Raw genomic sequence first — 16,769 nt, 5'->3', positions numbered from 1 at the left:
CCGAACAGCACAACCACCTCCTCACCCTCGTCCGCACCACCGCCGCCACCGTCCTCGGACACACGTCCGCCGACGCGATCGGCGCCCAGCAGTCCTTCACCGAAGTCGGGTTCGACTCCCTCACCTCCGTCGAACTCCGCAACCACCTCGGCACCGCCACCGGCCTACGCCTCCCGGCCACCCTGACCTTCGACTACCCGAACCCGACCGCGCTCGCCGGCTACCTCCAAGAGACGGCGCTCGGCGGCGCCCGTCCGGCGGCCGACGCCCCGGCGGCCACCGCCACCGCGGTCCCCGCCGAGGAGGCGATCGCCATCGTCGGCATGGCCTGCCGCTACCCCGGCGGCGTCCGCACCCCGGACGACCTCTGGCAGCTGGTCAGCGACGGCGTCGACGCCATCGGCCCCTTCCCGGCCGACCGCGGCTGGGACGTCGAGAACCTGTACCACCCCGACCCGGACCGCACCGGCACCACGTACGCACGCGAAGGCGGATTCCTCTACGAGGCGGGCCAGTTCGACCCGGCCTTCTTCGGCATCAGCCCGCGCGAGGCCGGCGCGATGGACCCGCAGCAGCGCCTGCTGCTGGAGACCTCCTGGGAAGCCCTGGAGCACGCCGGCATCGACCCGACCGCCCTGCGCGGCAGCAACACCGGCGTCTTCACCGGCATCATGTACGGCGACTACGGTGCCCGACTCGGCGGCGGTGACGCGGAGCTGGAGGGGTACATGGCCACGTCGATGTCCGGGAGCGTCGCCTCCGGCCGGGTCTCCTACACGCTCGGCTTCGAGGGCCCGGCGATGACCATCGACACCGCCTGCTCCTCCTCCCTGGTCGCCCTGCACCTCGCCTGCCAGGCCCTGCGCAACGGCGAGTCCGACCTCGCACTGGCCGGCGGCGTCACCGTCATGGCCAACCCGGGCGCCTTCGTCACCTTCTCCCGCCAGCGCGGACTCTCCGCCGACGGCCGCTGCCGGGCCTTCTCCGCCCAGGCCGACGGCACCAGCTGGGGCGAGGGCGTCGGCATGCTGCTCGTCGAGCGCCTCTCCGACGCCCAGCGCAACGGGCACCCCGTCCTCGCCATCGTGCGTGGCACGGCGATCAACCAGGACGGCGCCAGCAACGGCCTCACCGCCCCCAACGGCCCCGCCCAGCAGCGCGTCATCCGCCAGGCCCTCGCCAACGCCGGCCTCGGCACCGGCGACGTCCAGGCCATCGAGGCGCACGGCACCGGCACCACCCTCGGCGACCCGATCGAGGCACAGGCCCTGCTGGCGACCTACGGCCAGGACCGCGAACTCCCGCTCTTCCTGGGCTCCGTCAAGTCGAACATCGGCCACACCCAGGCGGCAGCCGGCGCGGCGGGCATCATCAAGATGGTCCAGGCCCTGCGCCACGCGGAACTCCCCCCGACCCTGCACGCCGAGGAGCCCACCGGGCACATCGACTGGGAGGCCTCCCCACTGCGGCTGGTAGGCGAGCGGACCCCCTGGCCGGAGACCGGCACCCCGCGCCGGGCCGCCGTCTCCTCCTTCGGCCTGTCCGGCACCAACTCGCACGTCATCCTGGAGCAGCCGCCGGCGGCCCCGACGACGGACGCGACCACGACCGCCCGGCCGACCGGTCCGCTGCCGTACCCGCTGTCGTACCCGCTGTCCGCGAAGACCGAGCCCGCCCTGCGCGAACAGGCCGCCCGCCTCCGCGCCCACCTGCTCACCCACCCCGACACCGACCTGGCCGACACGGCGTACACCCTCGCCGGCCGCACCGGCTTCGAGCGCCGAGCCGTCCTGCTCGCCGGCGACCGCGACCAACTCCTCGACCAGCTCGCCCGCCTGGCCCGGGGCGAGGACGTGCCGCCGGCCCCCGACCTCTCCCGCCCGGAGAAGCTGGCCTTCCTCTTCACCGGCCAGGGCGCCCAACACCTCGGCATGGGACAGGAGTTGTACGAGGCGTTCCCCGTCTTCGCCTCCGCCCTGGACGACGTCCTCGCACTCTTCGACGCCCCCGTCCGGGAGGTCATGTGGGGCGAGGACCCCGACGCGCTCAACCAGACCGGCACCGCCCAACTCGCCCTCTTCGCCTTCGAAACCGCCCTCTACCGACTCCTCGAATCACTCGGCGTACGCCCGGACTACCTCGCCGGACACTCCCTCGGCGAGATCACCGCCGCCCACGCCTCCGGCATCCTCACCCTCGACGACGCCTGCACCCTCGTCTCCGCCCGCGCCCGCCTCATGCAATCCCTCCCCACCGGCGGAGCCATGGCCGCCCTGCGCGCCACCGAGGACGAAGTCATCCCGCACCTGACCGACGACGTCACCATCGCCGCCGTCAACTCCGCCGACAGCGTCGTCATCTCAGGAACCGAAGCCGCCGTCGAAGCCGTGCTCGCCCACTTCTCCGACCGCAAGCACACCCGCCTGAACGTCTCCCACGCCTTCCACTCCCCCCTCATGGACCCGATCCTCGAAGACTTCAGGACGGCCGCCAAGAGCATCACCCACCACACCCCGACCATCCCGGTCATCTCCAACCTCACCGGCCAGCCCCTCACCGACGCCAACGCCGACTACTGGGTCAACCACCTCCGCGGCACCGTCCGCTACCACCACACCATCACCCACCTCACCACCCAAGGCGTCACCACCCACCTCGAAATAGGCCCCGACGCCGCCCTCACCCCCCTCACCGACAACACCACCCCCACCACCCGACGCAACCACCCCGAACCCCGCCAACTCACCACCGCCCTCGCCACCCTCCACACCCAGGGCATCCCCGTCACCTGGCGCGCCCTGCTCCCCGCAGACGTGCACCACACGACCCTTCCCACCTACGCCTTCCAGCACCAGCGCCTCTGGCTCGACCCCACCCCGGACGCCGCCGACCCCACCGCCCTCGGCCTCGCCCGCGACACCCACCCGATCCTCGCGACGTCCACCGCGCTCCCCAGCGGCGAGCACCTCTTCACCGGCACGGTCTCCCTCGACACCCACCCCTGGCTCGCCGACCACCAGGTCATGGACTCCGTCCTCCTGCCCGGCACCGCCGTCCTGGAACTCGCCCTCCACGCCGCCGCCACCACCGGCTGCACCGAGATCAGCGAACTCCTCCTGCTCGCCCCGATCTTCCTCACCCCCGACCAGCCCCTCACCCTCCACGTCCTCGTCGGCCTCCCCAGCCCCACCGGCCACCGCGACATCAACATCCACACCCGCCCCACCCCCCACTCCCCCTGGACCCACCACGCCACCGGCACCCTCGCCACCCCCTGACCCACCCCGCCCTGGGCCGGTCCCCCACCAGGGGCCCGGCCCAGGCCCCCAGTAGCTCCAGCACCCGCCGCCGGTGGTCAACCCGGTCGAACTCGGTCTCCGCCGCCGCCTTGTACTCGACCGCCTCGGTGCGCTGCCGCTCGGCCGGCGAGCGCGGAACCGTCCTCCCGGCGGTGCGTGGTGCGCCGACCAGGTCGAGATCGAGCTCGGTGATGATGTCCCGCAGCGCGTCGATGATCTGCAGCAACGTGCCCATCAGCGCCTGGGTGTCGCTCAGCTCCCGGCGGAGGCGGTCCCCGGTGCGATGCGCCCGTTCGAGGTCGAGCTGCGCCTGCAGCGTGGCGATGGCCGCCGCTGCGCTGGGCGGCTCCGGCTGGGAACGTGGTTGCAGCAGCGCCGCCGGGCGGGTCTTCAGCCGGCGGGCGATTGCCCCGAGCGGTCCTGGCCTGCCTCAGGTCGTCCCAGCGCGGGTTGGGGACAACGCCCACGCCGAGCACGCTGGCTGCGCGGTCGACGGCGGCCGTGAGGTGTTCCGAGCGGTGGAGGCGTACTGCGATGTCGACAGAGATCAGCGAGTCAGTCCAGGCGATCGGCGAGGAATGCGCCGGCCATCTGGGCGGCGTTCCGGAGTTGCTGGTGGCCGCAGTGCCGGAGTTCCTCGGCGGACTCGCGGTGGCGCTGGTCACCGCGCTGGCGGCCTGGGGCCTGCGCCGACGACGCGCCCGCCGGTCGCCCAACGACGCGCACTGACTCGGCACGATCCGAGAGGCCCTCGCGCCCACGCGATCCCAGGCCCGCGGTAAGCCGCAGCGGGGCCGCCGGCTCTCCGGTCCCCAGCTGGTCCCTGGCAAGATCACGGACCGGCCGCTCCAGCGCCGTGGACCACCTGTCGACCCATCAACAAAAAGGCCGCTGACCTGGGATTTCTCCCGGCCAACGGCCTTCCGACACAATGTCGGGACGACAGGATTTGAACCTGCGACCCCTTGACCCCCAGTCAAGTGCGCTACCAAGCTGCGCCACGTCCCGTGGTCTCGGTGCCTTCAGCGAGGGCCTGGGGGGCTCTGCTGTGGGCTTCTCGACCTTGTCTCCGGTTGTCCCGGCGACGTGGAAAACAATACAGCACGTCGGGGGGTGCTCGCTGCCAGGTTCGGGAGTGGTGGGGTCAGGGGGTGGGGTGGCGGGCGTCGTAGGCGAGGAAGGCGGGGCGGCGGGCGGCGAGGAGGAGGACGGCGGCGACGCAGGCGATGCCGCCGCTGATCACGGAGGTGGCGGGGTTGGTGAGGGCGGCGACGGTGCCGGACTCGAAGTCGCCGAGGCGGGGGCCGCCGGCGACGACGACGATGAAGATCCCTTGGAGGCGGCCGCGCATCTCGTCGGGGGCCGCGACCTGCATCATCGTGTTGCGGAAGATCATGCTGACGGTGTCGGCGCAGCCCGCGACCGCGAGCAGCAGGAGGCCTAGCCAGAGGTTGTGGAGGGCGCCGAAGGCGGCGATGGCGAGGCCCCAGGCGGCGACGGCGGCGAGGACGGCGACGCCCTGGCGGTGCACCCGGCTGACCCAGCCGGAGAAGAGCGCGCCGATCAGGGCGCCCACGGCCGGGGCGGAGACCAGGAGGCCGACGGTGCCGGCGTCGCCGCCGTAGAAGGTGACCGCGATGGCGGGGAAGAGGGCGCGCGGCATGCCGAAGACCATGGCGGCGAGGTCGGCGAGGAAGCTGGTGCGCAGGTTGGGCTGCTCGCGCAGGAAGCGGAGGCCGTCCAGGACGGAGGCGCGGCCCTTGCGTTCGCCGAGCGGGCGCATGGCGGGCAGGCGCCACATCGCGTAGAGGGTGCCGGTGAAGGCGACGGTGTCGAGCAGGTAGGCGGCCTGGGCGCCGTACGCGCCGATGAGGACGCCGCCGAGCATGGGGCCGACGGTGAGGCCGAGGTTCATGCTGACGGTGTTCAGGGCGTTGGCCGCCGGGAGCTGGTGGCCGGGCACCAGTCGCGGGATCATCGCGGAGCGGGCGGGTGAGCTGAGGGCGAAGAAGCCGGCTTGGACGGCGACGGCGACGTACAGGATGGCGACCGTGCCGAGGCCGGCCAGGGCCTGGGCGGCCAGCACGGCGGAGACGGCCGCCAGGCCGCCCGAGCCGATCAGGCCCAGTCGGCGCCGGTCGACGGTGTCGGCGATGGCGCCGCCGTAGAGGCCGAAGGCGACCAGCGGGACGAGGGAGAAGATGCCGACCAGGCCGGTGGCGAAGGCGGAGCCGGTCAGGTCGTAGACCTGGACGGAGACGGCGACGGCCGTCATCTGCTGGCCTATGGAGGAGACGGCCTGGCCGAACCAGACGCGGCGGTAGTCGGCGTTGTCGCGCAGCGGGCTGAGGTCGGCGAAGGCCTTCCGGTACCACGGTGCGGCGGTGGCCACCGGGTCCTCGGGTAGGGGGCCGGTGGATTCGCCCGCGGGGTCGGGTGCGGGCTCGGCGGCGGGTGGGGTGTCCGCCGACGCGGCGGAGGCGGAATGTTGATCGTTCGACATAGTTCCCCATGCTCCGCCCCGCCCCCGGCCGTCCCCGCACCGGGGGCCCGCACCCGCACTTGCCCGCCCGCCCCCGCGCCCGCTACCGGGTCAGCACCTGCTTCTCCCCCGCCTCCACCGCGAAGTCCAGCCGGTTGCCCGGCGGCGGGAACGGGCAGATGAAGTGGTCCGAGAAGGCGCACGGCGGCAGGTAGGCCCGGTTGAGGTCGAGGACCGTACGGCCGTCGGCGTCCGGCGCCGGCAGGGTGATGAAGCGGAAGCGGTAGGTGTCGATGCCGCTGCTCGCGTCCGCGATCACGCCGCTCAGGCGGTCGCCCGACCGGCTGACGGTGAGCGTGCGGTGCTCGCCGGCCACGGTGAAGGCGATCTGCCCGGTGACGGCCAGCGGGCGCTCCTTGCCGTCGGCGTTCGGGACCACGACCGACCGGGCCTCGCCGTCGAACGGGGTGAAGACGGCGGGCACGGCCCACTCGGGGGCGTACGGGTGGGCGGAGATGCCCGCGAAGGCCGTCCGGCGCTCCGAGGCCGGGTCGAAGACCCGCAGGGCCAGCTCGCCCTCCCGCTCGATGGGGACGAGCAACAGGTCGCCCAGGGTGGCGGTGTCGGCGGCCGGGTCGCTGTCCGGGCGGAGCAGCACCTCGCCGTCCACCGGCCCGTCGGCGCCGGCCACGGTGATGCCGTCGCCCGCGGTCGCCCGGACCCGGACGCCCTCGGCGTCGGCCCACCACTGCCCGGGCAGGCCGGGGATCCCGGCGGGCCCGGGCTCCAGCCAGTGCGTACCGGTGAGTGCGAGCTGGCCGTGCAGCGCGCTCACGGACGCCGCCCGCCCGTCGCTCCAGTGCTTCCAGTCCTCCGCGGCCGTCGCCGTCATCGGTCACCCTCCCGGTCGGTCCGCGGACGGCCCGCCGTTCGGGCCGCCCGTCTTGGTCATCCACAACACCGCCCGCTGGGACGGATCATTCCCGCCGGTCCGGAACCGCCGGAACCGCAATGCGGCGGCAACGCGCCGACACACCACTCAACACGGAGCACACACCACGGATAGCCCGGCGGCTACCCGTCCTGGCGCTTCAGCGGCCGGAACAGCCCCTCCTGCACCACGGAGACCACCAGCTGCCCGTGGCGGTCGAAGATCTGCCCCCGGGCCAGGCCGCGGGCGCCGTGCGCGATCGGGGACTCCTGCTGGTACAGCAGCCACTCGTCGGTCCGGAACGGCTGGTGGAACCACATCGCGTGGTCCAGCGAGGCCATGTCGAAGTGCCGGTCGCCCCACAGCGGCTCGACGGGGGCGCGGACGGCGTCGAGCAGCGTCATGTCGCTGGCGTAGGTGAGGGCGCAGACGTGGATCAGCGGGTCGTCCGGCAGCCGGCCGTTGGTGCGCAGCCAGACGCCGCTGCGCGCCTCGACACCGGCGAGCTCCTCCTTGGTCCAGCGCAGCCGGTCGACGTAGCGGATGTCGAAGGGCTGGCGGCGGCTGATGAACGGGGGCAGTTCGCCGAGGCGGGACCCGACCTCGTCCAGGGCGCTGGGCAGCTCCTCGGGGGCGGCGACCTCCGGCATCGGGTGCTGGTGCTCGATGCCGCCCTCCTCGGGTCTGTGGAAGTCGGCCGTGAGGGCGAAGATCGACCGGCCGCCCTGGATGGCGAGCACGCGGCGGGTGGTGAAGGAGCGGCCGTCACGGATCCGGTCGACCTGGTAGACGATCGGCACGCCCGGCACGCCGGGGCGCAGGAAGTAGGCGTGCAGCGAGTGGACGGGGCGCTGGTCGTCCACCGTGCGGCCCGCCGCGACCAGTGCCTGCCCGGCGACCTGGCCGCCGAACGTCCGCTGCAGCGCCTCCTCGGGGCTGCGCCCGCGGAAGATGTTCAGTTCGATCTGCTCGAGGTCGAGCAGATCGACAAGGTCGTCGACGGGGGTACCCATGAGCACGCTTCCTCTCCGGACTCCGCGCCTTCCGGGTGCGGACTCCGATCGAATTCTCCAGCTCACTCGAATTCTCCGGCGACCCGGGACATTCCCGCTCCTCGTGCCCGAGCACCCGGTTCACTCGAACGAGTGCTCGGGCGACGAGCGGACGAGCCAGTGAGTCAGCGAGTGGACAAGTCAGCGAGTGGACGAGTGGACGAGTGAGCGTGTCGACGGGTGAACGATCCGCCGACCGCTCACGCGCCCAGCCCGGACTCCCGCACCGTGATGTTGAGCCGCCCCACCAGCCCCAGCTCCGGCTCCGCCGTCCCCGGCAGCGTGCGCACCACCCCGTGGTACGCGAACCGGGCCGGACCGCCGAACACCAGCAGGTCCCCGCTGCGCAGCTCCAGGTCGGTCCACGGCCGGGTACGGGTCTCGGTGTTCCCGAGCCGGAAGACGCAGCGGTCGCCGAGCGAGAACGAGACCACGGGCGCGTCCGTCCGCTCGTCGCGGTCCTGGTGGAGGCCCATCCTGGCGCCGTGCGGGTAGTGGTTGACGATCGCGACGTCCGGCTCGTACGAGGCCGCGCCCGCGATCTCCGGCAACGCGTCCCCGTACGCCTCCGCGACGGCCCGCCGGGCGAGGCGGCCCAGCTCGGGCGGGAAGGGCTTGACGGGAGAGCCGTCCTCGGCGACCCGCCGGTACCCGTACGGGTACCAGTGCCGGCCCAGGCTGACCATCCGTACGGACATCGTCCCGCCGGTGGGCATCCGCACCGTGTGCAGGCCGGCCGGCGGCCGGGCCCACTCCCGGCAGGCCGCGATCAGGCGCAGTTGCGCGTCGAGGTCCAGCCAGCCGGGGAGCAGGACGGCGCCGGGGGCCGGCTCCTGGCGCCCTCGCGTACCCGCCCCGGGACTCCCGGAAGCGCCGGAGGCCTCGGCCGGATCGCCGAAGAGTTCGCCCTGGATCACCCCACCATCCTCCCGCACCACCCCGGCGCGGGACCCGTCGGAGGCTCACCCCGGACCTGCCGGGCCCTGCCCGAGCCCGGCCCGGTGTCCACCGGCCGCGCCGGACCCACCACCGAGAAGCCCCAACTCCCGGGCGCAGGACGGCCAGGCCTCCCACCCCTGCCGCCGGACGATCGCCTCGCCGACGGTGGTCTGCTCCCGTCGGCTCGCCCGGTCCGGGCGGTCGGCGAAGCGCAGGCCGTCGGACTCCGCCCAGGTGGACGGCTGGATCTGCAGCCCGCCGTAGTAGCCGTTGCCGGTGTCCGCCTGCCAGTCACCGCCGCTCTCGCAGTCGGCGAGTTCGTCCCACACCATGTCCGCGACCCGGGCGGCCGCGCCGGCCCGGCCCCCGCCCCCGCCCGTGGCAACGGCCAGCACCAGCACCACGGCGGTACAGGCCCGGACCACGACCCGGCGCCCGCCTTCATCACACGCATGCGGCATGGCAGCCGACCCTAGGCACGCCACGCGCCGGCCGCCACGGAACGCCGACGGCCGCTCCGCCACTCGGCGGAGGACCCGCGCGAGGGGAGGAGCGGCCGTGGAAGCCGGAGCCGGCGAGGACCCGAGCGGCCGTTGTCGGCCACTCGCGGGCCCGGCCGGCCCCAGGTGCTCAAGAGCTCAGGTGCTCAGGAGCTCAGGAGCTCAGGTGCTCAGCGAACTCGGGGGGTTCAGATGCTGAGGGTCTGACCCGGGAAGATCAGGTCCGGGTTGCCACCGATGACCTTGGTGTTGTTCTTGTACAGGTCGTGCCAGTCCAGGCCCTGCGCGGCGGCGATGGAGCTCAGGGTGTCACCGGACTTGACGGTGTAGTCGCCCTTGGCCGGCTTGGCGTCGTTCGAGCCGGTCCAGGTGTTGGCACCCTTGTCGGCCTTGGGAGCGTCGGCCTTCGGCGCGGCGGCGGCCTTGGGGGCGGCGTCGGCCTTGGGGGCGGCGGGCTTCGGGGCCTGCGCCGGCTTGGCGGCCGGGGCGGCCGGCTTCGCGGCGGGCGCCGCCGGGGCGGCGGGCTTCGCGGCCGGGGCGGCCGGCTTGGCGGCGGCCGAGGTGTCGACGGCGGCCGGGGCGCCGCCCTTGGTCAGGCCGGCCTTGACGGAGCAGACGGGCCAGGCGCCCGGGCCCTGCGAGGCGAGGACCTTCTCGGCGACGGCGATCTGCTGCGCCTTGGTCGCCAGGTTGGCCTGCGAGGCGTAGGCGGTGCCACCGAAGGCGGCCCAGGTGCTGGAGGTGAACTGCAGACCGCCGTAGAAACCGTTGCCGGTGTTGATGGCCCAGTTGCCACCGCTCTCGCACTGGGCGACGGCGTCCCAGGTGGAGACGGAGGCGGCGGAGGCCGAGGTGGCCGTGACGAGGCCGGCCACCGGCAGGGCCGCGACAGCGGCGCCCGCCACGACAGCCATCCGGACGCGGTTGCGCTTGGTGGCGGTGGAGGTGGTGGCAGCGGCGGTCTCGTTACGGAAAGTCATGAGGTTCCTCTCGACAGCCCCGGGGCGGGCATGCGGAACCAGACCCCGTGAGGGGCCGCTTTCGCCTGCCGCGTCCGTCGGACGGCCGTGCACGTATCGGACGTGCCGCTGCCGCCCCGGTCACCCAGCCACTCGCCGACGACCTGTTCGAGCGGTCGCGTCGGCGGGCACCTGCCACGCCCGGCGGACCGGGGGGCTGTGCGTCGGGGGTGAACCCGGGTGGCGCTGTTTGCGCCGACCAAGAAGCTACGAGCCGGTCGGCGGGGATTCCAAAACCCGGACGGTCTGCCCAGCTCAGCCAAGGGTTACCGGCGGTAAGGCCCGCACAATCTTGTCCGAAATGTCGGATTTAACCGTTGATTCCTAGATCAAACATCGTCGCCGCGTGACCCACCTCACGGTTTCATTCCGGCAGTCCCGTCACCGACATCGACAGATTGCGACCAGGAGAACACGCGGCGCGGTCGGATCCGGGGCAATTCCCGTCAGCCTCGACGAGCACCCGTGACGCCTGACACAAGGGCCCGTTGGTCATGTCGACCTCCCCGTGTCCGCCCCCGAAGACTCACCCGCACCCATCCGAGGAGACCCCTGTGCCGCGCATGCTCGACGTCAGCGACGAGGTCCGGTCCGAGATCGGCGACGACGAGGCCGACCGCCTACTGGGCGGCGACCGCGCCCCCGACAGCTACGAGTGCACCTCTTGCCGCACCCCCGGCGACACCCACGTGGAGCCGACCAGCACCGTGCTGTTCGTGGGCGACGAGACCGCCGTACTCGCCTTCGCCCACGCCCGCTGCATCCCCTCCCAGGTGGTGCCGGTCTCCGAGGAGCAGCTGGCCGGCGCCGTCCGCAGCATCAGCCAGTCCCAGACGGGTGCCCCGGACCTCGCCGTCCCCGCCCCCGCGCCGACCTTCCCGGCGCCCGCCCCGGCCGCCGGCTCCGTGACCCAGCCGACCGCCCCCGGCCAGGCCGCCATCCTCGGCATCACCTGCGGGCTGGTCCTGCACGGCAAGGTCGGTCACGCCTCGCTGGTGGTCGAGCCCACCGGGCCGGTCGGCCGTCCCGGCAGCACCTCGGGCGAGGACGAGTTCCTCGACCTCCTCCAGGACGCCGGCTTCCAGCCGGTCACCGACCTGGACGAGACCCCGGAGCAGCTGCCCGGCTGGTCCGTCCTGGTCGCGATGGGCAAACTGCACGCGATCCTGCAGCCCGCCGCGGCCGGCGGCAGCACCGGCTGGTGGCAGGCGCACCAGCCGCTCCAGGTCACCGACGCCTGGCGGATGGCCGCCAGCCAGCTCTCCGAGGTGACGATGTACGCCGTCCCGGCCGGCATGGTCGGCCGCCAGCCCCGCGAGGACCTGCTGCGCCAGGCGCTCGAACGGGCCGTGGCGCTCGGCCAGGTGGTCGCCGCCTCCCTCCCGCTCGCCGGCACCTGATCCGCGCTCCCCGCCCGTACGCGCCGGAAGGCGGCCTCCCCTCCACCCCGGGGGCCGCTTCCGGCTCGGGCCGGCACCTCACCGGCGGCCGACATGAGCCCCGCTCATGGGCACCGACCGATGAGCGCGGCTCATGAGACCCGCTCATGAGACCCGCTCATGAGCAGCACCCATGAGCTCCTCTCATGACGCCGCCCATGAGTCCCTCTCATGACCACCACCATGAGCCCCGCTCATGACCACGCCCATGAGTTCCTCTCATACCCCCGTCATGAGCCCCACGCATGGGCGCGCCCCCGTGAGCGCCCCGCATCCCCCGTCCCTCTCGCTCGTTGGCCCCTACGTGTACAGCTACGACGTCTCTGCGTCCCCCGGCCGCTCCGCCACCGCTCCCCGCTCCATCCCGGGCATGCGCCCGTCGTACGACGCCGAGCACCCGCACTCCACCACGCCGATCTACGACGAGCTGTACTCCGAGTACCGGCGCCTCTTCCGTGCCCTGCCCGGCGACCGCTCGGGCGAGGAGGACCTGGTGTTCACCGGCTTCGCGGTCCGTGACAACTACCCCCTGCTGGGCGAGCAGCGCTCGTACCCGCCCCAGCACCAGGCCTTCCACACCCTCGCGGGCCAGACGCCGGGCCTGCCCCAGTTCATGTCGTCCCAGCCGCACGGCACCGGCTCGGCCCCCGGCCACCCGCACGGGCACCACACAGGCCATCCCGGACACACCAGTCACACCGGCCATGCGGGCCACACCCCTCAAACGGGCAGCCACCAGCACGGCCACCCCCACCACACCGGCGCCCACCACCACCCCGTCCACCACACGGCCGGCCACCACACGCCCCACCCCGGCAGCCACCCCGAGCCCACCGCCGTCGCCAGCGACGGTCACGGCCACTCCGCCTCCGTCCCGCCCCCGGCCCAGCCCGTGGGTGCCGGAGCCCAGTTCACCAACGGCCAGGGCTGGGTGGCGGCCGGCTACCTCGGCGCGGTGCCGCAGGCGATGTCCGTGCCCGCGCCCGCCCCGCCCGCGCCACCCGCCCCGTCCCCGGTGATGGGTACGGCCACCGGTCTCGCCACCGCCCCGTCCACCGGCGGCCGCCACCGCCAGATGCTCTCCCTCCCCCCGGGCCGCAACGGCGACCTCCACTGACGCCCACCGAACATCCGCCCCACCGAACATCCGCCCCACCGAACACCCCACCACCCGCGCACCCGCGCACCCGCCCGGCGGAAACGCCGGAGGGCCCCGCCACCACCGTGACGAGGCCCTCCGACCGTGAGCCGGTCGCCCGGCTCCTCCTTACTACTACGTCCCGCGACTACTTCTTCTTGCGCTTCTCCCGGACCCGCACCGAGATCGAGATCGGCGTCCCGACGAACCCGAACTCCTCGCGCAGACGGCGCTCGATGAAGCGCCGGTAGCCGGCCTCCAGGAAGCCCGAGGCGAAGAGCACGAAGCGCGGCGGACGGATGCCGGCCTGGGTGCCGAACAGGATGCGCGGCTGCTTGCCACCCCGGATCGGGTGCGGGTGGGCGGCCACCAGCTCGCCGAGGAAGGCGTTCAGGCGCGCGGTCGTGACCCGGGTCTCCCAGCCCGCCAGCGCGGTCTCGATCGCCGGGACGAGCTTCTCCATGTGCCGGCCGGTCTTGGCCGACACGTTGACCCGCGGGGCCCACTGCACCTGGACGAGGTCGCGCTCGATCTCGCGCTCCAGGTAGTAGCGGCGCTCCTCGTCCAGCTGGTCCCACTTGTTGTAGGCGACGACGACGGCGCGCCCGGAGTCGACGGCCATCGAGATGATCCGGGTGTCCTGCTCGGCGAGGGTCTCGCTGGCGTCGATCAGGACGACCGCGACCTCGGCCTTCTCCAGGGCGGCGGAGGTACGCAGCGAGGCGTAGAAGTCGGCGCCGGCGGTCAGGTGGACGCGGCGGCGGATACCGGCGGTGTCCACGAACTTCCAGGTCTTGCCGCCGAGTTCGATCATCTCGTCGACCGGGTCACGGGTGGTGCCGGCCAGCTCGTTGACGACCACCCGCTCCTCGCCGGCGACCTTGTTCAGCAGGCTGGACTTGCCGACGTTCGGCCGGCCGATCAGCGCGATCCGGCGCGGGCCGCCGGGGGCGGCGTCGCCGAAGGTCTGCGGCGGGGCCTCGGGCAGCGCGTCCATGACGGCGTCCAGCAGGTCGCCCGAGCCGCGGCCGTGCAGGGCGGAGACCGGGTAGGGCTCGCCCAGGCCCAGCGACCACAGGTAGGCGGCCTCGGCCTCGGTGGACGGGCCGTCGACCTTGTTGGCGCACAGGACGGTCGGCTTGCCCGCCCGGCGGATGATCTTGATCAGGGCCTCGTCGGTGTCAGTGGCACCGACCGTGGCGTCCACGACGAACAGCACCGCGTCGGCCTGCTCGATGCCCAGCTCAGCCTGGGCGGCGACCATGGCGTCGATGCCGAGGACGTCGATCTCCCAGCCGCCGGTGTCGACCACCTTGAAGCGGCGGCCGTTCCAGCTGGCCTCGTAGGTGACCCGGTCGCGGGTGACGCCGGGCTTGTCCTCGACGACGGCCTCGCGGCGGCCGATGATGCGGTTCACGAGGGTCGACTTGCCGACGTTCGGGCGGCCGACCACGGCCAGCACCGGCAGTCGGACGAGCTCGGTGCCGTCCTCGGCGTCGAAGCCGTCGACGTCGAAGCCCTCTTCGGCAGCGAGGGCCATGAACTCGGCGTAGTCGGCGGCGTCCAGCCCACCGTGCTCGGCGGAGTGCTCTGCGGTCATGTTCGTCTGTTCCGTTTCCCGGCCCGGCCCTTCCCAGGGGCGTGCCGTGCGTACCTGCCCCGCTCGGGGCAGCGCGATGGTTGTCTCCGCGGCGCCTCGGCGGCCCGCGGTTCACTCAATAGTGGCCGGTCCCGGCGCCAGCCGGACCGACCAGGGCCGACCAGCCGCAGCCGTACAGCCACGCCCGCCCGACCAGCCACGGCCGGACCGACCAGGACCGACCGGCCACACCGGCCGACAGCAGCCATGCCGCCGGTCAGCCGGTCAGCCGGTCAGACCGACGACAGCCCGGCCCGGTCCTCCACCAGCCCGGCGATCCGGTCGATCACCTGCTCCAGGGTGAGCTCGCTGGTGTCCACCAGGACGGCGTCCGCGGCCTGGGCCAGCGGGTCCGTCTCCCGGGAGGAGTCGGCGGCGTCCCGGCGGGCGAGGTCGGCGGCCATCGCGGTGATGGTCGCCTCGTCGACGCCCTTGGCGCGCAGCTCGGCCGCCCGACGGGCGGAGCGGGCCTGCTCGGAGGCGGTCAGGAAGACCTTGACGGTGGCGTCCGGGAAGACCACGGTCCCCATGTCCCGGCCCTCGGCGACGATGCCGCGCTCGGCGACCTCGCCGCAGCCGCGCTGCAGCTCCACCAGCCGGGCCCGTACCGCCGGCACCGCGGCCACGGCGCTGACCTGCGCCGTCACCTCGGGGCCGCGGATCGGTCCGGAGACGTCCTGGCCGTCCACCGTGATGGTGGGGCCGTCGGCGTCCGTGCCCGACACGATCACCGGCTTGCCGCAGGCGACGGCGACGGCTTCCGGGTCGGTGACGTCGACGTCGTTGGCCAGCATCCACCAGGTCATCGCCCGGTACATGGCACCGGTGTCCAGGAAGCTCAGGCCCAGTCGGGCGGCGACCGCCCGCGAGACGGTCGACTTGCCGGAGCCGGAGGGTCCGTCGATGGCGACGACGACCGGGGCGTGCGCTCGGTCGGCAGTGTCCACGGGAGCGAACCTCTCTCTGAGCATGGGAGCCGAAGCCTGCGCAGGCGGACGGCCGGGGATTGTCTCCCTCAAGGTTAATGGACCGCCGCCGTCCCGGACTCCGCCGGACGCCAGGCCCCGCCCCCGCCCCTCCCCCGCCCCGCGGCGGGCCCGCCCCCGTGCTCGGCGACGGGCCCGCTCCCAGGGCCCCGAAACCTCAGTCCCGCACGCTCCACCCACTCGCCCGCAGCGCCTTCACCAGCCGCTTGACGGCCGTCGGCGCCACCGACAGCTGGACGAAGCCGACCTGCTGCCCGGTGGAGTGCTCGATCACGACGTCCTCGATGTTGACCCCCGCGTCGCCGACCTCCCCGAAGAGCCGGCCCAGCTCACCGGGCTGGTCGCCGAGGACGACCGCGACCGTCTCGTACCGGGTGGGCGGGGCGCCGTGCTTGCCGGGGATCCGGGCCTGGCCGGTGTTGCCGCGCCGCATGACCGCCGCGATCCCGGCCGCGCCGGCCCGTCGCTCGCCCTCCTCGGCGGCCTCCATGGCGCGCAGCGCGGTGACCGTACGGCCGAGGTCGACGGCGACCTCGTCCAGGATGTCGGCGACCGCGCCCGCGTTGGCGGAGAGGATGTCGACCCACATGCCGGGGTTGGAGGCGGCGATCCTGGTGACGTCGCGCACGCCCTGGCCGGAGAGCCTTATGGCGGTGTCGTCGGCCTTCTCCAGCCGGGCCGCGACCAGCGAGGACACCAGCTGCGGGGCGTGCGAGACGAGGGCGACGGCCCGGTCGTGCTCGGCGGCGTCCATCACGATCGGCATGGCGCCGCAGAGCGCGACCAGCTCCAGGGCGGCGTTGAGCGTCTCGGTGTCGGTGTCGGCGGTCGGGGTGAGCACCCAGGGGCGGCCCTCGAAGATGTCGGCGCGGGCGGCCAGCGGGCCGGAGCGCTCGCGGCCGGCCATCGGGTGGCTGCCGATGTAGTGGGCGGTGTCGCAGCCGAGCGCGGCGATCTCGCTGCCGGGGCCGGCCTTCACGCTGGCGACGTCGGTGTACCAGTGCGCGAGGTTGCGGCGCTGGCAGTCGGCGAGCACCTTGCCGACCAGAGCCGGCGGGACGGCGATGATCGCCAGGTCCACCGGGCCGTCGACCGGGTCGGTGGTGCCCGCGCCGAGCGACTCGGCGGTGCGGGCGGCGTCCGGGTCGGCGTCCTCCAGATGGACGGTCAGGCCGCGAGCGGTCAGGGCGAGCGCGGCGGAGGTGCCGATCAGTCCGGTGCCGACGACGACGGCAGTGCGCATGGCGGGTCGCTCTCCTCATCACGATTGCTCGACAGGTGCCGGGAACCGTCCGGGAGCACCCGCGCCCCATCCTCCCTCATCGGCGGTGCCGAAGTCCCCACC

The 16,769-nt window shown here is 73.5% G+C and carries 13 protein-coding genes and 1 tRNA gene; 4 read left to right on the top strand and 10 right to left on the bottom strand.

Going from position 1 to position 16,769, the window contains the following annotated elements; translation table 11 throughout:
* Together IE332_RS37355 and IE332_RS37350 are read left to right on the top strand one after the other, a co-directional pair.
* On the top strand, positions 1 to 3,278 hold a 3,278-nt coding region (locus tag IE332_RS37355; protein ID WP_189925539.1), incomplete at its 5' end, for a type I polyketide synthase.
* A gap of 555 nt (positions 3,279 to 3,833) precedes the next feature.
* Positions 3,834 to 4,028 (top strand): hypothetical protein, encoded by a 195-nt coding sequence (locus IE332_RS37350; RefSeq protein WP_189925537.1) that lies wholly within the window; start codon positions 3,834 to 3,836, stop codon positions 4,026 to 4,028.
* Positions 4,029 to 4,233: 205 nt separating this feature from the next.
* On the opposite strand, the gene IE332_RS37345 is transcribed toward IE332_RS37350, so the two are convergent.
* The 7 genes from IE332_RS37345 to IE332_RS37315 all read right to left on the bottom strand — a co-directional run bounded on the left by IE332_RS37345 (position 4,234) and on the right by IE332_RS37315 (position 10,183).
* Positions 4,234 to 4,307, bottom strand: a tRNA-Pro gene (locus IE332_RS37345).
* A gap of 136 nt (positions 4,308 to 4,443) precedes the next feature.
* Positions 4,444 to 5,802, bottom strand: coding sequence for an MFS transporter (locus IE332_RS37340; protein WP_189925535.1), 1,359 nt, complete (start codon positions 5,800 to 5,802; stop codon positions 4,444 to 4,446).
* An 82-nt stretch (positions 5,803 to 5,884) separates the two neighbouring features.
* The gene (locus IE332_RS37335) at positions 5,885 to 6,673 is read right to left on the bottom strand and encodes a DUF1684 domain-containing protein (RefSeq protein ID WP_189925533.1); all 789 of its coding nucleotides are present in this window, start codon (positions 6,671 to 6,673) and stop codon (positions 5,885 to 5,887) included.
* Positions 6,674 to 6,855: 182 nt separating this feature from the next.
* The gene (locus IE332_RS37330) at positions 6,856 to 7,725 is read right to left on the bottom strand and encodes an acyl-CoA thioesterase (protein WP_189925531.1); all 870 of its coding nucleotides are present in this window, start codon (positions 7,723 to 7,725) and stop codon (positions 6,856 to 6,858) included.
* A gap of 239 nt (positions 7,726 to 7,964) precedes the next feature.
* Entirely contained in the window at positions 7,965 to 8,576 is a 612-nt protein-coding gene (locus IE332_RS37325) for an alpha-ketoglutarate-dependent dioxygenase AlkB (RefSeq protein WP_229929223.1), read from the bottom strand.
* A 150-nt stretch (positions 8,577 to 8,726) separates the two neighbouring features.
* A complete protein-coding gene (locus IE332_RS37320; protein ID WP_189925529.1) occupies positions 8,727 to 9,164 on the bottom strand; it encodes a transglycosylase family protein in 438 nt (145 codons plus the stop codon).
* A 227-nt stretch (positions 9,165 to 9,391) separates the two neighbouring features.
* Positions 9,392 to 10,183, bottom strand: a complete 792-nt coding sequence (locus IE332_RS37315; RefSeq protein WP_189925527.1) for a LysM peptidoglycan-binding domain-containing protein — start codon at positions 10,181 to 10,183, stop codon at positions 9,392 to 9,394.
* A 593-nt stretch (positions 10,184 to 10,776) separates the two neighbouring features.
* On the opposite strand from IE332_RS37315, the gene IE332_RS37310 reads away from it, so the two are divergent.
* Together IE332_RS37310 and IE332_RS42540 are read left to right on the top strand one after the other, a co-directional pair.
* The gene (locus tag IE332_RS37310) at positions 10,777 to 11,622 is read left to right on the top strand and encodes a DUF8842 C-terminal domain-containing protein (protein WP_189925524.1); all 846 of its coding nucleotides are present in this window, start codon (positions 10,777 to 10,779) and stop codon (positions 11,620 to 11,622) included.
* Positions 11,623 to 11,893: 271 nt separating this feature from the next.
* A complete protein-coding gene (locus tag IE332_RS42540; protein ID WP_189925566.1) occupies positions 11,894 to 12,778 on the top strand; it encodes a hypothetical protein in 885 nt (294 codons plus the stop codon).
* Between the two features lie 169 nt (positions 12,779 to 12,947).
* On the opposite strand, the gene der is transcribed toward IE332_RS42540, so the two are convergent.
* The 3 genes from der to IE332_RS37290 form a co-directional block, all read right to left on the bottom strand.
* The gene (gene der / locus IE332_RS37300) at positions 12,948 to 14,399 is read right to left on the bottom strand and encodes a ribosome biogenesis GTPase Der (protein ID WP_189925523.1); all 1,452 of its coding nucleotides are present in this window, start codon (positions 14,397 to 14,399) and stop codon (positions 12,948 to 12,950) included.
* Between the two features lie 272 nt (positions 14,400 to 14,671).
* Positions 14,672 to 15,385, bottom strand: coding sequence for a (d)CMP kinase (gene cmk, locus IE332_RS37295; RefSeq protein WP_229929220.1), 714 nt, complete (start codon positions 15,383 to 15,385; stop codon positions 14,672 to 14,674).
* Between the two features lie 196 nt (positions 15,386 to 15,581).
* Positions 15,582 to 16,667: a prephenate dehydrogenase gene (locus IE332_RS37290; protein WP_189925519.1), complete on the bottom strand. Its 1,086-nt coding sequence runs from the start codon at positions 16,665 to 16,667 to the stop codon at positions 15,582 to 15,584.
* Positions 16,668 to 16,769 lie beyond the last annotated feature (102 nt).

Source organism: Kitasatospora xanthocidica, assembly GCF_014656195.1.
In the GTDB taxonomy this organism is placed as follows: Bacteria; Actinomycetota; Actinomycetes; order Streptomycetales; family Streptomycetaceae; genus Kitasatospora; species Kitasatospora xanthocidica.
Note: the sequence above shows the minus strand (reverse complement) of the source record. Positions and strands in the feature narration are given on the sequence as shown.

Coding starts and splice junctions, on each gene's coding strand:
- IE332_RS37350 (WP_189925537.1), top strand. CDS start 3,834: ATGTCGACAGAGATCAGCGAGTCAGTCCAGGCGATCGGCGAGGAATGC.
- IE332_RS37340 (WP_189925535.1), bottom strand. CDS start 5,802: ATGTCGAACGATCAACATTCCGCCTCCGCCGCGTCGGCGGACACCCCA.
- IE332_RS37335 (WP_189925533.1), bottom strand. CDS start 6,673: ATGACGGCGACGGCCGCGGAGGACTGGAAGCACTGGAGCGACGGGCGG.
- IE332_RS37330 (WP_189925531.1), bottom strand. CDS start 7,725: ATGGGTACCCCCGTCGACGACCTTGTCGATCTGCTCGACCTCGAGCAG.
- IE332_RS37320 (WP_189925529.1), bottom strand. CDS start 9,164: ATGCCGCATGCGTGTGATGAAGGCGGGCGCCGGGTCGTGGTCCGGGCC.
- IE332_RS37315 (WP_189925527.1), bottom strand. CDS start 10,183: ATGACTTTCCGTAACGAGACCGCCGCTGCCACCACCTCCACCGCCACC.
- IE332_RS42540 (WP_189925566.1), top strand. CDS start 11,894: ATGAGCCCCACGCATGGGCGCGCCCCCGTGAGCGCCCCGCATCCCCCG.
- der (WP_189925523.1), bottom strand. CDS start 14,399: ATGACCGCAGAGCACTCCGCCGAGCACGGTGGGCTGGACGCCGCCGAC.
- IE332_RS37290 (WP_189925519.1), bottom strand. CDS start 16,667: ATGCGCACTGCCGTCGTCGTCGGCACCGGACTGATCGGCACCTCCGCC.